The sequence below is a fragment of the Micromonospora sp. NPDC048843 genome, from assembly GCF_040649965.1.
GTDB classification, from domain to species: Bacteria; Actinomycetota; Actinomycetes; order Mycobacteriales; family Micromonosporaceae; genus Micromonospora; species Micromonospora hortensis.
The window spans coordinates 1-18294 of the sequence record NZ_JBEZGJ010000146.1 but is presented as its reverse complement, the minus strand read 5'-3'; the positions used below and the strand labels follow the sequence as shown (position 1 = coordinate 18294).

The 18294-nt window shown below is 71.5% G+C and carries 14 protein-coding genes and 1 riboswitch; of the genes, 6 read left to right on the top strand and 8 right to left on the bottom strand.

The window, feature by feature from the left end; all coding sequences use genetic code 11:
• Positions 1-57: 57 nt before the first annotated feature.
• From AB0C20_RS27400 to AB0C20_RS27390, 3 genes are all read right to left on the bottom strand, one after another.
• On the bottom strand, positions 58-1815 hold the full coding sequence (locus AB0C20_RS27400) for a CDP-glycerol glycerophosphotransferase family protein (protein ID WP_357569045.1): 1758 nt from the start codon (positions 1813-1815) through the stop codon (positions 58-60).
• Positions 1816-2353: 538 nt separating this feature from the next.
• Positions 2354-4486: a DUF6077 domain-containing protein gene (locus AB0C20_RS27395; protein ID WP_357182281.1), complete on the bottom strand. Its 2133-nt coding sequence runs from the start codon at positions 4484-4486 to the stop codon at positions 2354-2356.
• Positions 4487-4631: 145 nt separating this feature from the next.
• Positions 4632-5264 carry a TetR/AcrR family transcriptional regulator gene (locus AB0C20_RS27390; RefSeq protein ID WP_238686278.1) on the bottom strand — a complete coding sequence of 211 codons (633 nt, stop codon included), beginning with the start codon at positions 5262-5264 and terminating at the stop codon, positions 4632-4634.
• A gap of 180 nt (positions 5265-5444) precedes the next feature.
• Here AB0C20_RS27390 and AB0C20_RS27385 point away from each other — a divergent pair, with 180 nt between their 5' ends.
• From AB0C20_RS27385 to AB0C20_RS27370, 4 genes are all read left to right on the top strand, one after another.
• Complete coding sequence (locus tag AB0C20_RS27385; protein ID WP_266303118.1) at positions 5445-6338, top strand: ABC transporter permease; 894 nt, start codon at positions 5445-5447, stop codon at positions 6336-6338.
• A 34-nt stretch (positions 6339-6372) separates the two neighbouring features.
• Positions 6373-7149, top strand: a complete 777-nt coding sequence (locus AB0C20_RS27380) for an ABC transporter ATP-binding protein (protein ID WP_036412239.1) — start codon at positions 6373-6375, stop codon at positions 7147-7149.
• Between the two features lie 145 nt (positions 7150-7294).
• Positions 7295-8812 carry a bifunctional cytidylyltransferase/SDR family oxidoreductase gene (locus AB0C20_RS27375; protein ID WP_357182277.1) on the top strand — a complete coding sequence of 506 codons (1518 nt, stop codon included), beginning with the start codon at positions 7295-7297 and terminating at the stop codon, positions 8810-8812.
• A 33-nt stretch (positions 8813-8845) separates the two neighbouring features.
• The gene (locus AB0C20_RS27370) at positions 8846-10516 is read left to right on the top strand and encodes a CDP-glycerol glycerophosphotransferase family protein (RefSeq protein WP_357182274.1); all 1671 of its coding nucleotides are present in this window, start codon (positions 8846-8848) and stop codon (positions 10514-10516) included.
• 4 nt (positions 10517-10520) lie between these two features.
• On the opposite strand, the gene AB0C20_RS27365 is transcribed toward AB0C20_RS27370, so the two are convergent.
• The 5 genes from AB0C20_RS27365 to AB0C20_RS27345 form a co-directional block, all read right to left on the bottom strand.
• Positions 10521-11267: an alpha/beta fold hydrolase gene (locus AB0C20_RS27365; RefSeq protein ID WP_357569044.1), complete on the bottom strand. Its 747-nt coding sequence runs from the start codon at positions 11265-11267 to the stop codon at positions 10521-10523.
• A 123-nt stretch (positions 11268-11390) separates the two neighbouring features.
• Entirely contained in the window at positions 11391-12239 is an 849-nt protein-coding gene (locus AB0C20_RS27360) for a C39 family peptidase (RefSeq protein WP_357182268.1), read from the bottom strand.
• A gap of 232 nt (positions 12240-12471) precedes the next feature.
• A riboswitch (cyclic di-AMP (ydaO/yuaA leader) is annotated at positions 12472-12612 on the bottom strand.
• 284 nt (positions 12613-12896) lie between these two features.
• On the bottom strand, positions 12897-13661 hold the full coding sequence (locus tag AB0C20_RS27355) for a hypothetical protein (protein ID WP_357182265.1): 765 nt from the start codon (positions 13659-13661) through the stop codon (positions 12897-12899).
• A gap of 135 nt (positions 13662-13796) precedes the next feature.
• Entirely contained in the window at positions 13797-14219 is a 423-nt protein-coding gene (locus AB0C20_RS27350; protein WP_357182262.1) for a hypothetical protein, read from the bottom strand.
• 92 nt (positions 14220-14311) lie between these two features.
• A complete protein-coding gene (locus AB0C20_RS27345; RefSeq protein ID WP_357569043.1) occupies positions 14312-15547 on the bottom strand; it encodes an acyltransferase in 1236 nt (411 codons plus the stop codon).
• A 299-nt stretch (positions 15548-15846) separates the two neighbouring features.
• Between AB0C20_RS27345 and AB0C20_RS27340 the strand changes: the two genes are divergently transcribed.
• Positions 15847-17010 (top strand): glycosyltransferase, encoded by a 1164-nt coding sequence (locus AB0C20_RS27340; protein ID WP_357182256.1) that lies wholly within the window; start codon positions 15847-15849, stop codon positions 17008-17010.
• Between the two features lie 133 nt (positions 17011-17143).
• Positions 17144-18196, top strand: a complete 1053-nt coding sequence (gene pseI, locus AB0C20_RS27335) for a pseudaminic acid synthase (protein WP_357182253.1) — start codon at positions 17144-17146, stop codon at positions 18194-18196.
• Positions 18197-18294 lie beyond the last annotated feature (98 nt).

Here is an 18294-nt window from a genome sequence, read left to right as displayed (position 1 = left end):
TGGTGTACGGAGAAGGGCTAGGTAGCTCGATGTCCAACATGCCGAAGGGACGGGGGCTCAGTGGCAGAGCCTGGCGATCTCCTGCTGGAACCGGTCCATCGGGTTCGCCTCGGCCGGGCCGAGCAGGTAGGTCTTGAGCTCCCGGCGGGCCTCGGTCATCGGGTCGTCACCGGCCCGGGTGACCGACACGATCTTCTCCAGCTCGCCGCAGTCCTTCGAGAGCAGGTACGCGGCCCGCGCCGTCGGGAACTCGCGGCGGAAATCGTCCTCGGACAGGCCCGCCGGGTTGGCCACCACGTACGGCCGCTGGCTCTGCACGAAGTCGGACACCACACTGGACACGTCGCTGACCAGCAGGTCGGTCTGGTTGAAGCAGTCGAACAAACCCGGTGTGCGGCCGGTGACCACCAGGTGCGCGGTGCCGTCCAGCGAGGACGCGTCCGGGTTGCCGCCGGCCGCGCGGATCGCCGTGACGATCCGGTCGTGCACGCCCTTCGCCGCCTTGGACCGCGAACCGGTGAGCGGATGCGGCTTGTAGATCAGGCGGACCCGGGGATTCGTGGCGAGCAGCCCCTTGACGATCCGCTCACCCATCAGCACCAGCGAGGTGTGGTAGGGGTCGTCGTCGAGCCAACCCTCCCAGGTGGGCGCGTAGAGCACCGTGAACGGCCGGTCCACCGACTCGGCGCCGAAGGTGTGCACCCCGGCGAGCTGCGGCCGGCCGATCTCGACGATGTCCGCGTCGAGCACCCCCACGCCGGCCCGCGCGTAGCGCTCCCGGCCGGCCAGGCCAGCGACCCAGACCTCGTCGTACACCTTGCTGTAGGGGTTGACGCTGGCCTGCTTGTCGCTGTCGCCGTGCCCGACGAAGACGTGCTTCGTACCCGGCTCGCGGAGCATGTGGATGTTCGCGCCGACGTTCGCGGAGTAGAGCGCCGCGCGGATGCCGCCGAGGTCGAGGTTCATGAAGTCGACCCCGGCCGGTACGCAGATCACCGGCAGCCGGGTGTCGGCCAGTTCCAGGAACGCCTCGCGGCTGCGCATCAGCACCACAGCGCGCTGCTGGAGCGCCTCGGTCGGGGCGAGCCACATGTTCGCCTGGTAGACGTCCTTGGCCGGGCCGGCGAAGTAGAGCGCCACCTCCGGCCGGTAGTTGTCCAGCCAGCGCTGCACCGCGGGCAGCAACGGACCCTGCCCGGCGCCCCGACCCCGCAGCCAGGTCAGCGCGATGATGGCGCCCACCAGACCGGTCGCCACGACCGCCACCGCGCCGGCCACGAAGAACGGCGTCGGATCGTGCTGCACCGCGCCGGCCACGCCGGCCGGCACCAGCAGCAGGTTGAGCAGCGGCATCCGGTCACCGGCGACCGCCGCCGCCCAGGCGGGCGGTTGGGGGGCGCCGGACAGTGGACCCAGGTCGATGTTGCGCACCATGGCGGAGAGCGGGTTACGACGATCGATCATGGTGGAGAGCGCACCCGCGAAGACCGACACGACCCACACCGCTGCCGGCAGCACCAGCAGCAGGGTCAGCTCGCCGCCGCTGAGCCGAACCTCGGCGACGACCAGCAACACGGCGGCGAGGTCGCGGGTCAGCTGCCGGTACGACCAGTGCAGGCCCACCTTCTCCAACAGCAGTTGCGACGGCGGTGACCAGCGGGCGACGGCGAACTCGCCGATGATGGCGGCCAACCCGGCGACGGCGAACAGGCCGATCCAACCGAATACGCCACCGACGAGCATGACCAGGTAGGCCAGTACCAGTAGCGCACTCTGGGCGGCCACCCCGAGGCGTCCTGTCAACGTGCCGAACAAACGAGTTCGCTCCCTACGAGTTCCATGACGGGCTGAGCCCGTGGTGTGGTCGACGTCAACCTCGGCGGCACTGCGGTTGCGGTCCGGGGCTGTCGGCCGGCATGGCGCGCAGGCTCCGACCGGACGACGCCGGTCGACCTTTCCGCGCAGGTCACATGCCGTGCCCCAGGTCCGCAGCGCAGTTTGTCAGGAAGTGGCGACCGAACTTGTCTGCTCGGGCCCCAGTCACTGACTGCGACCTTAACGCGAGACGACGGGCGGGCGTCACTCGGGTATCGACACAGCTTAAGGACAAACCGCCCTGGTGACCGACGCACCGGCCACCCGGGAGGAAGCGGACACGAAGCTGGTACCGGGCGCGGACCCCGAAGCGCCGACGGCGGTGGGCTTCCTGAGGTCCACAGCGGCCAGCCGTCGGTGGTGGAGACGATGAGCGGCCCGCCACCGATGCCGGCGCGCCCACACGCTGGGCCGGGGCCGTCACCATGGCCCGGACGCGGCGCGCGTCCTGGCCATGGTGACGACATGTTCCGGCAGGTCAGCGGCCAGCGGTCGGGGACGCGGTGGTGCGGTAGCAGTACATCGCACCGGGTGGGTTGCGCGACGCGATCCGCTCCAGGCCCAGGTACGGCGCGGCGTCGGCGACGAGGGTGTTGGATTTCCAGACGCACACCAGGCTGACACCCACCCGGCGGATCGCGGCGTCCACCTCGTAGATCGAGACGGTCCGATCGGCGTCGGCGAACCTCGCCAGCAGCAGCCGGTCCCGGGAGAACTCCGTGTCGATCCCGTAGTCGGTGAGGTAGAGGTCACGGGGAAGCACCACCCGGACCTCGGTCGTGACCTGTGGAAGTGCCCGCATGACCGACGACGGCGCGAGCACCAGGCCCGGTGGGCGATTGTCCAGGTTCTTGATCCAGAAGGACGAGGCCTTACGGGCCTCCGGCATCCGCCAGGTCGGCTTCGTCTGGACCAGGTCGTCGGTCCACATCGGCTTGCCCTGGGTGTAGAAGGCGCACACCAGCACGGCGGGGAGCGCGAAGGCCAGGACGCGATTGACTCGGGCCAACCCGGGCAGCCGGATGACGGCCAGCATGCCGACGAGCGCCGGCACCGGCAGGATCCACGGCACCCGCCAGAGCACCGCGCGCAGACCGCTGAGGTCACCGGCGAGCTTCAGCAGGCCGGGAATCATCAGGACCGTCACCGCGAGCACGGCACCGGCGGCGAGCTGACGGGGCGCGCCCGCGCGGAGCACCAGGGGCGACCACCACACGGCGAGCCCGGCGATGACACCGAGGATGCCGAGCCACAGGGTGAGCTCGTAGATGGTCCGCAGCGGCAGCAGCGGCGTATAGGTGGCGACGGTCGTCTCGATCCCGCCCCGCAGGACCTGGACGAGCGCGCCGGACAACACAGGGTAGAGCGACACGGCCGCGAAGCACAGGACGGCCTCCCGCACTCGCCGGGTGAACAGCAGCACGACCGCCGCCGCAGCGCCGAGCAGGGGCAGGAGCATCACGGCGGTGGTGGTGTAGCCGACGCTGGCCACGGAGAGCAGGGCGAGCAGGATCAGCGCACGTCGGGAACGGCGCTCAAGGTAGTCGGTGAGATACACCCAGGCCAGTGGGATGAGCGCGTGCACGAAGACGCTCTTGCCCTGGGTCAACCGCGGCAGGTGGTAGGTGTTCAGGGAGTCGGCGTAGTAGGCCACGAGCAGGATGTAGGCCGCCGCCACACCGAACGCGACCAGTGGACGGCGCGGCGCCCACCGCTGCACGAGTCGCCACAGCGCGAAGATCGCGAAGACGGCCAGCACCGGCAGGAGCAGATACCACGTCGCGGTCGCGGCGTGCACGTGCAGGACGCGCGCCATCGCCCCGATGAAGACCTCGAAGGACGGCAGTGGCGGGTTCGCCGAGCCCGCCGGCAGGACGCCCTCGGTGAAAAGGAAGTCCCGGAAGGGGATCTCGTCCCGCTCGGCCACCCAGACCGACTTGCCGACGTAGAAGACGTCGTCGAGGGAGACCCGGCCGATGAGCGTGGCGAAGTAGGCGGCGGCCAGCGACACGACGAGGACCACCCAGCCCTGCCTCGGCGTGGTCTTTCGGCTGACCGGAGCGGCACCCGCGTCGGTCGGCCCACCGCGACGGGGCACGGCCAGCCACGCCGAGATGACCGAGACCAGGCCGAGCACGGCCGCCAACCACCAGGTCACCATGCCGGTGCCGAGGGCCGCGAACAGCGCCGCACCCAGCGCGCTGCCGATGGGCAGGGCGTACCGGCGCAGCAGCGCTACCCGGTTGGCGGGCGCCTCGGCCGGCGTGTCCGCCGGCTCGTCGTCTGTGAGTCGGCCTCTCGTGTCACGCCGCCGGAGCTTCCGGGACACGTACGCCACGATCGGCAGCAGGGCCACCCAGCCGAGGAAGACAACAGAGGGACGCAGGTCGAGGCCGAGGTTGAGGTGGTAGAGCAGAGTCCAGAGGGCGAAAGCGACCACCGCCGCGTCGGTGAACAGCACGGGTGCGGCGGCCACACCGGCGTTGAGTCGCCCGATCAGATTCAGGCCGCGCCCGGATCGGCTGGCGCCCTCCGCTGCGGCGTCCGCAGTCGGGGCGTTCTCTCGGTCGGCTGGCGCTGGCGCCACGACAGCGTCTTCGACTTTCGTCACGGGTCGTCCTTGTCGTCCGGCGGCGGATGAGGGGGCGAAAAGCGGGTGTCGGCTCGGTGACAGCCGGGTGTCAAGGGGGCAGCCTAGCGGAGGCGAACCGGGGTTCCGGGCCCCCGTTCGGCGGGTGTCGCGGGCCCGGTCAGCCTCAGATCGGAGCCGCTCGCGGGGCCGACAGGGCCCTGTTCGCGCCCATCCCGGCGACGACGGACTCGACCAGACGGTCGAGGTAGCCGTCGGTGAGTGGGAGACGGGCGATGGCGAGCCGCCAGTAGAGCGGCCCCACGATGAGGTCGACGGCGGCGTCCAGCTCCGTGTCGGCGGGCAGTTCGCCACGTTGCACGGCCCGGGTGACCAGGTGACCGCCGATCTCCTGCTGCCTGGCGTGCAGCACCTGACGCAGCGTCGCGTCGATGCTGGGGTTGCGGGCGGCCTCGGCCAGGAGATCCGGAATGATCTGCGACGCCAGTGGGTGGCGCAGCGCGTGCGCCACCGCCTGGAACAGCAGCGCGAGGTCACCGCGCAGCGTGCCGGTGTCCAGTGCGGGGAGCTTGCCGTGTGCCGCAGCGGCGACGACCTCCAGCACCAGGTCGAGCTTCGAGCTCCACCGTCGGTAGATTGCCGTCTTGCTGACGCCGGCCCGCCGGGCCACCGCCTCGATGGAGAGCCGGCCGTAGCCGACAGCGGCGAGCTCCTGCATCAGCGCCCGGCGGATGGCCGTGGTGATCTCGTCGCGCAGCACCGCCGCGCCGGCCGGTGCCCGCCTCTTTTCGGTGGTCATCGAGGGCTCTTATCGCAGGTCACGCCGGACAGCGTAGCGCAACGACGGTACGGTTGCGTCCCGACGTGTTTCGGACTACTGTCCTCGCAGCGACGAGGCGGCGCCCCGCGCATATTTCCCACTAGGATTCGATCGTCGCGAGCAACCCCCGTCTGCACGAAAGATCGGAGCGCCATTTCCATGGCCACCACCGCGCTGGTCGACCCCGACACGGGCCTGACCCAGGCGCAGCTGGCCGCTCGGCACGGGCTACGGGTCGCCGGTGAGCGACCCAGCCTCGTCGAGTACAGCCGCCGACTCTGGGCCTACCGGCACTTCATCGCCGCGTACGCCAACGCCAAGCTCGTCGCCTCGTACAGCAACGCCAAGCTGGGTCAGCTCTGGCAGGTGCTCACCCCGCTGACCAACGCGGCGGTCTACTACCTGATCTTCGGGGTGGTGCTCGCACAGAACAGCATCCCGAACTTCATCGCCTACCTGACCACCGGGTTGTTCATCTTCAACTTCACCCAGAGCGCGGTCCTGGCCGGCACCCAGTCGATCAGCAGCAACCTGGGGCTGATCCGGGCGCTGCACTTCCCCCGGGCCAGCCTGCCGCTGTCCACCACGATCACCCAGTTCCAGCAACTGCTGGCCTCGATGGTGGTGCTGGTCGGCATCGTGCTGGTCACCGGCGAGCCACTCACCTGGGAGTGGTTGCTGCTGGTGCCGGCGTTGCTGCTGCAGGCGGTGTTCAACGCCGGAGTGGTGCTGCTGGTGGCCCGACTGGGCGCCAAGTCGAGCGACCTGAAGCAGGTCATGCCGTTCATCATGCGGACCTGGATGTACGGCTCCGGCGTCCTCTACAGCGTGAGCCTCTTCGACCGGCTGCCCGGCTGGGCGACGACACTTGTGCAGTACAACCCGCTGCTGGTCTACATCGAGCTGGCACGGTACTCGCTGCTCGAGGAGGCGCCGCTGCTCAACGAGTCGCTGGCCCAGCTCTGGCTGGTCGGCGCCGGTTGGGCGCTGGTCGCCGGCATCGGCGGTTTCATCTACTTCTGGCGCGGCGAACAGGAGTACGGCCGTGGTTGATCACTTCGACGCCCCCACCGAGGCGAGCGCGACGATGACCCGAACCCAGGAGCGCATCCCGACAGTGGTCGTGGACGACGCGCACATCATCTACCGGGTGCACCAGGGTGCCGCCGGTGGCACCACGCCGGTGGCCGCGCTGCGCCGGCTGGTCAAGCGCACCCACGCGCCGAACGTCCGGGAGGTGCACGCGGTCAAGGGCATCTCGTTCACCGCGTACCGGGGCGAGGCGATCGGGCTGATCGGCAGCAACGGGTCCGGCAAGTCCACCATCCTGCGGGCCATCGCCGGTCTGCTGCCGGTGAACCGGGGCGCCATCCACACCCAGGGGCAGCCGTCGCTGCTGGGCGTCAACGCCGCCCTGCTCAACGACCTCTCCGGGGAGCGCAACGTCGTCCTCGGGTGCCTGGCCATGGGCATGCACCCCGACGACGTGGCCAAGCAGGCCGCGGGGATCATCGACTTCTCCGGCATCAACGAGCGGGGTGACTTCGCCAGCCTGCCGATGCGGACGTACTCGTCGGGCATGGCGGCCCGGCTCCGGTTCTCCATCGCCGCCGCCAAGAAGCACGACGTGCTGCTCATCGACGAGGCGCTCGCCACCGGCGACAAGGGCTTCCGCAAGCGCAGCGAGCAGCGGGTGCGGGAGCTGCGGGAGGGCGCGGGGACGGTGTTCCTGGTCAGCCACCAGCTCTCCTCCGTACGGGACACCTGCGAACGGACGATCTGGCTGGAATCGGGCGTCATCCGGATGGACGGCCCCACCGACGAGGTCATCCGGGCGTACGAGGCGTACGCGAACAGCAAGTAGAGTTCCGGCGAACGTCCGGCACCGACATGCACCTGAGGACCGCGTCGCCCGCGTTGGGGCGACGCGGTCCGCGCGTTAAGGTTCATTCCGTCGCCGCTCGGGCGGAACCTTCCGTTAACGCATCCCTGAGAGTGAGGATCCGGCAATGACGCAGGACCAGACCCCTGGCCCGGACGCCGAAGCGGAGACCCCGACGCCGTGGCGGCCCTCGCGGACAGTGGCGGTGGTTCTGGCCGGCGGCACCGGGACCCGACTGGGCCTCGGCATCCCGAAGCAGCTGCTGAAGATCGCCGGTAAGCCGATCATCGAGCACACCCTGGCGGTCTTCGAGGCGGCACCGGAGATCGACGAGATCATCGTGCTGATGGCCACCGGCCACGTCGAGGACGCCCAGCAGATCGTCGAGAAGGCCGGCCTGCGCAAGGTCACCAAGGTGATCGAGGGCGGTGACACCCGCAACGCCACCACCCGGATCGCCCTGGACGCGGTCGGCCCGGAAGACTGCAACATCCTCTTCCACGACGCGGTACGCCCGCTGCTCAGCGGCCGGATCGTGCGCGAGTGCGTCAACGCGCTCTGGAGCTACGACGCCGTGGACGTGGCCATCCCCTCCGCGGACACGATCATCCAGGTCGACGACAACGACTGCATCACCGACATCCCGGTGCGCTCTCGGCTGCGCCGTGGTCAGACCCCGCAGGCGTTCCGCTCCCCCACGATCCGGGCGGCGTACCAGATCGCCGAGGACGACCCGGACTTCGCCGCCACCGACGACTGTGGCGTGGTGCTGCGCTACCTTCCCGGCACCCCGATCAAGGTGATCGACGGTTCGGACGAGAACATCAAGGTCACCCACCCGGTCGACGTGCACCTGGCGGACAAGCTCTTCCAGCTCGCCGCCGCGCAGGCCCCCCGACTGACCGACCACCGCAGCTACAGCGAGGAGCTGACCGGTCGGACCATCGTGGTGTTCGGCGGCAGCTACGGCATCGGCCACGAGTTGACCGAGCTGGCCCGCCGCTACGGCGCCCAGGTCTTCCCGTTCAGCCGTTCCAGCACCGGCACCCACGTGGAGCGGGCCGCTGACGTCGAGGCCGCGCTGACGACCGCCTTCGAGGCCACCGGCCGGATCGACCACGTGGTGGTGACCGCCGGCATCCTGGAGAAGGGCGCCCTCGCCGAGATGGACGAGGAGACCATGGACCGGCTGCTCCAGGTCAACTTCGTCGGCCCGGTGACCATCGCCCGCCAGGCCCTCCCGTACCTCCAGCAGACCAAGGGTCAGTTGCTGCTCTACACCTCCAGCTCCTACACCCGGGGCCGGGCCCGCTACGCGCTCTACTCGGCCACCAAGGCCGCCCTGGTCAACCTCACCCAGGCGCTCGCCGACGAGTGGGCCGACGTGGGCGTGCGCGTCAACTGCATCAACCCGGAGCGCACCGCCACCCCGATGCGGACGCGGGCCTTCGGCGAGGAGCCGGAGCACACCCTGCTCGCCGCGGAGGCCGTCGCCCAGTCGTCGCTGGACGTGCTGATCTCCGACCTGACCGGTCAGGTGATCGACGTACGCCGGGCACCCGGTGACGGGCCCACGCCGAGCGTGCCGGCGCAGTCCGGGGCGGGTCGGGTCGAGGCACCGGCCGGCGCGACGTCCGCCAACTGACGCCGACGGCTGCGGAACCACGAACGGAGCGACATGCGCGGCGACCTGGTCCGAAAGCTGGCCGCCCGGTGCCTGACCACCGGGTTGGCCGTGCTGGCCTTCGTCGTGCTGGCGCTGACCGGCGCGACCGGCTGGGGGCTGGCGTTGGCCGTCGCCGCGCTGGCCGCCTCGGCCGCTGAGCAGCGGATCCGGCCCAGCGCCGACCTGGTGGCGGAGACCGGGTTGATCGCCGCGGCGATCCTGGTCGGTTACTCCCGGCGGCTGGACGACGGGCTCAACCTCGCGCTGGTCGCCACCGGGCTGGTCCTGCTGGGGCTGGTGCTGCTGGTGGGGCCGCTGCGCACCGCCGGCGGTCTGGAGATCCGGGCGGCCAATCTTCCGGTACGCGCCTGGACGCCGCTGATCGCCGACCGGCTCGGCACGGCACTGCTCGGGCTGCTCGCCGCCCTGGCGCTCGCCGCCGCGCTGGCCCTGCCGGCCGGTGTGGCGCTGGCCGCCAGCCTGCTGGTCGGCGCGGGCGCCGGTGCGGTCGCGCTGGACCTGGCCCGGCGACGGTTCCGGCCGCGCGCCGGTGGCGGGTCGGTGGCCGCCGCGCTGCGCCGGCACCAGCCGGAGTTCCTGCTCTACTTCTCCGCGCCTCCCGGCTCGGAATACCAGGTCACCATGTGGCTGCCGTACCTGGAACGGATCGGCCGGCCGTTCCTGGTCGTGCTGCGTGAGCCGGAGTTCCTGGCCCCGATCGCGGCGGCCACCGACGCGCCGGTCGTCTACTGCCCCACCCTGGGGGCGATGGACGAGGCGTTGGTGCCGAGCCTGCGGGCGGCGTTCTACGTCAACCACGGTGCGAAGAACAGCCACTGCGTCCGCTTCACCCAGCTCACCCACATCCAGTTGCACCACGGCGACAGCGACAAGGCGCCGAGCGCCAACCCGGTGTCGGGGATCTTCGACCGGATCTTCGTGGCCGGGCAGGCGGCGATCGACAGGTACGCACGCGCCGGCGTGCAGATCCCGGCGGACAAGTTCGTGGTGGTGGGTCGCCCACAGGTCGAGTCGATCGAGGTACGCCCGGAGCCCGCACGAGGGTTGGCGCACCCGACGGTGCTCTACACGCCGACCTGGACCGGGCACCACGCCGACGCCGACTACTGCTCGCTGCCGGTGGCCGAAAGCCTGCTGCGCCGACTGTTGGAGCGCGGCGCGAGGGTGATCCTGCGAGCCCACCCGTACACCACGCAGAACCCGGCATCGGCCCGCCAACTGGGCCGCCTGACCGAGTTGCTCGTCGCCGACCGGGCCCGCACCGGCCGCCAGCACGTGGTCGGCGCGGCGGCTCGGGAGCTGAGCCTGACCGAGTGCGTCAACTCCGCCGACGCACTGGTCTCCGACGTGTCCGGCGTGATCTCGGACTTCCTCTACTCCGGCAAGCCGTACGCGGTCACCGACATGGGCGACGAGGGCGACCGGTTCGTGGAGCGCTTCCCGTTGGCCGGGTCGGGTTACGTGCTGCGCCGGGACATGTCCAACGTGGACGAGGTGCTGACCGCCCTGCTGGACACCGACCCGCTGGCCGAGGCCCGCTGGGCCACCCGCCGCCGTTACCTCGGTGACTTCCCGGCCGAGGCGTACGCCGAGGCGTTCCTGACCGCCGCCCGCCGCGAGCTGGCACCGGCCGAGACACTGACCGCGTCCACAACGGCGTAGCCGCTCAGCGGTACGGGTGGAGCAGCGCCAGCACCGCCGCCGGGTCCTCCACGTGCGCGTTGTGCCCGAGACCCGGCAGCGTGGCCACCGGCACGCCGTACTCCTTGAGCTGTTCGTCGGTGACCATCGGATCGTTCTCCCCGCGCGCCAGCACCACCGGCACGTCGGTCGCCGCCAGCATCGCGGCCAGGTCGGGCTCGCCGACGGCGAAGGCGGTCGGGTCCATGGCGAGACGCCACCGGCCGTCGACCTGGCGCAGCCCGGCGTCCACCACCGGGTCGTCCGGCGAGACCAGGCCGGCCAGCCCGGAGACCCGCAGGTAGCGGCGCGCCGCCTCGGCGCGGCTGGCGAACCAGCTCACCGGTCGGGCGGCGACCTCGGCGGCGCGGGCCAGCTCAGCGGGTGACCAGATTGCCTTGATGCCCAGCCCGACGACAGCGTCCACCGGCGTTCCCGCGTCGCGGGCGGCGAGCACCAGGCCGACCACCCCACCCAGCGAGTGCCCGAGCACTACCAGCCGGTCGTCGGGAGCGAGGGCCTGCGCGATCTGCTGGGCGAAACCCGGGAAGGAGTACGACGGCAGCGGCGACGCCCAGCCGTGGCCGGCGAGGTCCGGTGCCAGCCACCGCCCGGGCCAGTGCTGATCGAGGTACGGGGCCCAGGGCAACCACACGTCCCCGGTCGCTCCCATGCCGTGCAGCAGCAGCAGGACCGGCCTACGACCGGCGTGACCACCCGTTTTCTCCACCACGGCCGCAGTCTCCCACGGTTCACGGCCCGGTACGAGAGTCGTCCATGACGGACCGCGCGGACAAACGCCGCGGGCGCCGGCCCCTTGTGGAGGACGGCGCCCGCGGCGGTCAACGTGCCCGGGTCAGGCGGAGTAGCCCCGGCTGGTGATCCAGTTGGCCAGGTCGATCGTGGTGATCCAGTACGACGGGTCGGCCGGGTTCGCCGAGTCGGCGATCCGCACGGTGCGACCGTTGTCCTTGTAGCCCACGACGGCGATGTAGTGCCCACCGCCGTAGGAGTGCCAGCTGCCGTCGGTGTCGGTGGCGTCCCCGACGACGTTCGCCACCACGCCCCGACCGTCGGTGATGGCCTTCACCACGTCGGCCTGCAGCCGGTCCATCTGGGCCGGGCTGGGCGCGCCGGGGAACATCCGGGTCCGGTACGGGGAGCCCTTCACCTCGGCGTTGAGCACCCGGGTGGTGTCCTCGGCCGAGTTGGTGCCCATCTCGGTGGTGCCCAGCTCGGCGCCGAGCTCCTCCTGGGTGCGGTCGATGCCGGCGGCGCTGAGCGCGTTCCGGGTGGCCGCCGGGCCGCAGTTGTAGTAGGTGTTCTGCGCCTCGTAGTCGTAGTCGAGCACCTTGGTCGCGGGCGGCTTCGGCCGCTCCGGCTTCCGGGTCAGGTCCGGGTTGCTGCTGGCCTTGGCGGCGGGCGACGCGGCGGTGGTGGCCGGGGCGGCAGTGGTCGGCGCGGCGCTGGCCGAGGGGGACGCGTCCCGAGCCTCGCCGCGGGAGGCGGCGACGTCGCTGCGCATCTCGGCGACAGTGGTCGCGGTGCGCTGGCCGGCCGGGGCGTCGTCGGCAGTGGTGAGCAGGGCGCCGGTGGTGGTGGCGATCGCGAGGGCCGCGGCGGAGGCGGCGACGATCTGGTACGGGCGCTCGGTGGCGAGGCGGCGGAGCTGACGCTGCAGGGTGTGCTTCACGGGGTCCTCCACGGATCGGGGGGAGAGCGGCACACCGGGGCCGGACCGGTATCCGGGCAGGCGCCAGCGCACGGACCGTGGTCCGCAGATGGTGAACCGCTCAGGGGAACGCCCGGCGCGGCCGGGCGGGGAAGGCGATGACCCGGGGGTCAGCTCACCGTCACTGGACGAGTGAGCGGGTGCACCGCCGCGCCGTGGAGGCGAGGGAACAACCGAGGGGTGGAAAGGTGCTGCACGAGGATGGGACTCCTTCCGACACCGCCTACCGGGTTAGCTGACGGATTCGGGCGGGAAGACGCCCTACCGCGGGCCGTGGCTCGCGGATTCACCCCGGACTTACTGGTGGGTCCCCGGTTCGTTGATCACGATTAAGCGGGTCGATGCGGCGTCGCGTCTTGCGATCGGTTACCGCACCGGACGGGACGACACTACTGGCGTCTCAACGCCCTGCCAAGCCAGGTTCACCTGCGTAAACCCCAATTGGCGCGACAATTTCTGCGCGTATTGCCGCTGATGTGACTCGATGGGACAACGGGTTACGGCGACACCTCCGGGCGACAACCGGACAGGCCGTAAAGAACGCGCCCACAATCGCGGGAACAATCCCGCCGACTGCGTCGGACGTCCGCTTTCGTGATTGGGTGAGCGGCCTCACATCACGGATTGGGCTCAACCCACCCGGGCCGGGCGCCACAGTGCCACGGGACGCAGCGCCCCGGCCACCGTGCGGCGCGCGGGGACCAGGGTCGGGCGTAGCCGGGCCGCCGCCGCGTACGCCTCCTCGGCGAGGGCACGAGCGGACTGTGCGGCCAACTCCGCGTCGCGCCAGGCGGCCCGCTCGCCGTCGGCGGCCACCTGGTAGTCGGCCAGCCGCGCATCCCGGACCACCCGGCTGATCAGCACCTCCTGCTCGACCGGGTGTCGCCGGGGATCCCAGCCACGCCGGTGCCCGAACACGTCGCCGAGCTGCGCCATTGTCAGGTCGCCTCGCCAGTACGCCGCCATCGCCGCCCGGTGCAGATAGCGTTCCCGAGCGGCGTACTCGGCGGGGGTGTGCGGGGTCTGCGGGGTGGGCAGTGCCCCGGCGTCGGCGAAGCGACGCGCGGCGGTGTCCGCCTCGTCGTACCCGGTCCAGGCCTGCTCCAGTTGCTCCTGAGCGGTCAGCCAGGCGGCGCGCCGCCGCTGGGCGGTGGTGGCCGCGCCGGCCGCGGCGACGGCCACCTCCTCGGCGTAGCGACGCAGGTCGACGGCCTCGGCGGCGGCCACCTCCCGAGGCGTGGGCCCGGCCGGGAGCGGGTCGTCAGTGGGCCGGTCCCGTTCGGGGCGGGCGGCCAGCACGGTGAGCAGGCCCAGGGTCAGCAGGAACAGCGTCGACCAGATGGCGGCGGCCCGCGGCATCTCGGTCACGAACTGGTAGAAGACGACGGTCTCCATGGTCGGCACCTCGGGGAGAGAGCAGTGCGATGGGGAGCCGCGCCGATCAGCGGGCCGCTGTGGGCCACGGGTCGGCGGGTCAGGGAGCGGGTGGGTCGACAGGGTGCGCGGTGACGGGACGGTCGTCCCGGTGGCTCAGCGTCCGGGTGGGGCCCGGGAAGCCCGACCGCTCGTACCGTCGACGAGGGGCAGCCGGTCAGATTCGGCCGCGCGGACCGGCAGCACGCCGGCCGCGATGGTGCCCTGATCACCGGGGAGCGCCACCGGCGTGTCGACCGACCAGGTCGGGACCGGCTCCTCGGCGGCCTCCGGCGGTATCGCCGGGGCCGGGCGGGCCACAGTGGGCGCACCGCAGTGCCGGTACGAGGCCGCCAGCGACCCGGCGGCGACCGAGGCCGGCACCGCGCTCGACGTCGGCACCGGGCCGGGTGTTGGCGTGACGGCCGTGGTCGGGCCTGCGCCGAGCGCCAGGGCCGCGACGACGGCGAGGCTGGTCAGCACCCGAGTCGCCCAGCGCGCCACCCACCACAGCGGACAGGTGAACGCGACCGGAAGCACGTCCCAACGGTACCGTCGCGCAGACCCGGGCGCACCGGCCACGGGCGTGTCGGATCACGCCGCGCCGACCCCGTTGACCAGGGTGGACGTTGTCAGCGCAGGTCGACGTACGTTGATCGACCGCCGGCTTGGCCGACCTCGTCGGCAGGTCCGTCGACCTCGCCGCGGGCGCTGCTTCCGGGTTCCCGTGCGTCGTCGTCACCTGCGGCGCGTTGTCGGGGGACGGGCGCCGGACGGGCCGCGCGGCGCGGCGCGAGCCGGCGCATCATCGGGGTTTCGACGAAGCGGTGCAGCAGCCCGGCGAGGACCAGGTTCGCCGCCAGGAAGCCGAGCACCACGGCCGGGCCACGCCAGCCCGCGAAGCCGATCCCCCAGGTCCCGCTCCAGCGCAGCACGCTCGTCATCACCAGCACGTGCACCAGGTAGAAGGCGAACGAGACCTCACCGAGCCAGACCAGCGGCCGGGACCGCCACGGCGAGCGCCGACCCCGCACGTCCGCGTCCGCGGCAGCGGTGATCACCAACAGGTACGCGACGGCGAGCAGCGTGGTCCACAGCTCGGCGCGGATCCACTGCGCTGCCGCCACCCAGGTGACCAGGAAGATACCGCTGGCCACTGTCAGTCCGGGACCGCGCCAGAGCCCTCGGCGCATCAACTCGGCAGCCACCGCGCCCAGCCAGAACTCCAGCGACCGCACCGGCGGGAAGATCTGGGTGAACCACCAGCGGCTCACCTCCGGCACCAACTCCTGCGCCGGCCAGAGCGCGAGGATGAGCAGCGGCAGCGCGACGACCAGCGCCCAGAGCAGCTTCGGTCGGGCCCGGCGCAGCAGTGGCAGCGCCAGCGGCAGACACAGGTAGAAGAAGAACTCGCAGGACAGCGACCAGCTGACGGTGTTGATGCTGTAGAACCAACCAGGCCGAGGGTCCCACGCCTGCAACAGCAGCAGGTTCTCCAACGCCGCCGCCGGCAGGACCGGGTCGGCGAACCACCAGGCGACCACCAGCGTCGCCGCGAACAGCACCAGGTGGTTCGGGTAGATCTTGGCGATCCGTCGCCGCCAGAACGTACGCCGGGAGTCTCCCTCGCGGGCCGACCAGACCAGCACGAAACCGCTGAGGATGAAGAAGAACTGCACCCCGGAGAGACCGAGGGTGAACAGCGCGTCGATGACTGCCTTGTAGTCCGGCTCGGCGATGATCCGCATGGTGCCGGCGTGGAAGCCGAAGACCAGCAGAGCGGCGATCCACCGCAGCCCGGTCAGCGAGGGCAGCCGGGGCACGGCCGGTGCGGGCCGGGCGGCCGACGTCGCGGCGACGCTCGTCATGCCGGGATCCCGGCGCTCGGCAGGGTCACCAGCACGGTCGTAGCCTCCTCGTCGCGGCGTCGGACGGCGCGACGGCGACGCCCACGACGACCCGGCAGGGCCGCACCGAGGCACCCTACCGGGTCACTCCCGGGTGAACCGGACGCATCCCACCCGCCCCACGAGCCTGCGTTCCCCGGGCCGGAAACCGCCCACCGGCCCGGCGTTAACCTTCCGCTGGGCGGGAGTTCAGAGAGTTCACCATCGGCGGCAACGTCAGGTTCCGGGGCCGGCCACCCGGGTCGTCGAAGGTGGCGGACGTGGTCAATGAGCCGACGCACGCACCGCTGCTGAGCATCGTCGTGCCCGTGTACGGCGTCGAGGCGTACCTGTACCAGTGCCTCGAGTCGATCCGGGCCGACATCCCGGCGGGCGAGTCGGACGCGGTCGAGCTGATCGCCGTCGACGACGCCTCCCCGGACGGCTGCGGCGACATGCTCCGCTCGTACGCGGTCAGCCGCGACGGCGTGCGCGTCGTGCACCTGAGCAGCAACGTTGGTCTGGGGCTGGCCCGCAACGCCGGGCTCGACGTGGCCACCGGCCGCTACGTCTGGTTCGTCGACAGCGACGACTGGTTGCCACCGGGCACGATCGCGGCGGTGCTGGACCGGCTGCGCCAGCACCAGCCCGACGTGCTGATGCTCGACCACCTGCGGGTGCACGAGGACGGCCGGCGGGAGGTCGACGCGAGCAGCCCGCTGCTGCGCGGGATCAACGGCGTGACCCGGTTGGCCGACCAGCCGCAGCTCCTGCGGGTGCAGCACACCGCCTGGAACAAGGTGGTCCGCCGGGACTTCATGGACGAGCTGGAGCTGCGGTTCTTCCCCGGGTGGTACGAGGACATCCCGTTCAGCCATCCCCTGCTGATCGGGGCCGAGAAGATCTCCGTGCTGGACCGGATCTGCTACCTGTACCGCCAGGGCCGCCAGGGCGCGATCACCTCCACCCGCAGCGGCCGGCACTTCGACGCCTTCGCCCAGTACGAGCGGCTGATGGACTGGGTCGCCCGGAAGCACCCGGACGAGCGGTTGCAGGCCGAGCTGTTCGAGCTGATGATCAGCCACTACCTGGTGGTGGTGGGCAACGACGGCCGGCTGCACCCGCACCTGCGGCGCGACTTCTTCCACCGGGCCGCCGCGCACTACCGTCGCTACCTGCCCACCGGCGGCTACCCGCTGCCCCCGGGCGTGACCGGGCTCAAGCACCGCCTCGTCGGGCGGGGTGACTGGGTGGCGTACTCGGCGCTGCGCCAGGCCCACCGGGTCGCTGGTCGCCTGCGTCGGTCCGACCCGGTGGGCGGCGCCGACGGTGGTTCGCGCGCCGCCGACGAGGACCCGGGGCGAGGGGCGAGCGCCGGGCCGACGCGCGACGGTGGGCTCGCGCCGGAACGGCGCGACGCGCTGGCCGTCGGCCGGTTGCCGTGAGCGACCCCACCGCGAAGCACGCCGGGAGCCGGGGCGGCTCCCGGCGCCCTGATTTCCCAGGTCGTCCGCCTGTCCGGTGGACGACGACAGCACCACCGCACCCCGGTGCGGGCGTACCTGAGCAGAGGTCGGAATGACAGCGACAATCAAGATCGGACCGCACGCGGTCGGTGCCGGGGAGCGACCGTTCGTGGTCGCCGAGATGTCCGGCAACCACAACGGCGATCTGAACCGGGCGCTGGCCATCGTCGACGCGGTGGCCGCGAGCGGGGCGCACGCGCTCAAGCTCCAGACGTACCGGCCGGACACCATCACCATCGACGTCGACACCCCGGCGTTTCGGATCTCCAGCGGGCACGAGTTGTGGGGCGGGGAGAACCTGTACCGCCTCTACGAACGCGCGCACACCCCGTACGAGTGGCATGCCCCGATCTTCGAACGGGCCCGCGAGCGGGGCCTGACCGTCTTCTCGTCGCCGTTCGACGCGACCGCCGTGGAGCTGCTGGAGTCGCTGGACGCGCCCGCTTACAAGATCGCCTCGTCGGAGCTGGTCGACCTGCCGCTGATCCGACTGGTGGCCAGCACCGGCAAGCCGATGGTGATCTCCACCGGAATGGCGACGGTCGCCGAGATCGACGCCGCCGTGCGCACCGCTCGGGCCGGGGGCGCGGCGGGCATCGTCCTGCTGGCCTGCACCGCGTCCTACCCGGCGCCGCCGGCCGACAGCAACCTGCGCCGGTTGCCGGTGCTGGCCGGCGCGTTCGACGTCCCGGTCGGGCTCTCCGACCACACCCCCGGCATCGGAGTGGCGGTCGCCTCGGTGGCGCTCGGGGCCTGCTTCATCGAGAAGCACGTGACGCTGGACCGGGCCGACGGCGGCGTGGACTCGGACTTCTCCCTGAACCCGGCGGAGCTTACGGCCCTGGTCGCCGAGTCCGGCCGCGCGTACGAGGCGCTGGGCGGCACCGCTGTCGGACCGACCCCCGCCGAGCGGGAAGGGCTACGGTTCCGCCGGTCGCTCTTCGTGGTCGAAGACGTCCGGGCCGGCGATCCGGTGACCGCGCACAACGTCCGCTCGATCCGGCCGGCCGGCGGGCTGGCACCCGTGGAGATCGACCGGGTGCTGGGCCGTACCTTCGCCACCGACGTCCCCCGAGGCACCCCCCTGAGCTGGGACCAGATCTAACCCCAACGCCGTTCAGTTAAGTGGTTGGTGTGGTCGTCAAGGGTCGGGGATGACGATGTCGATACTGGTGGTGGCTTGGTAGCTGCGCCGGTCGATGG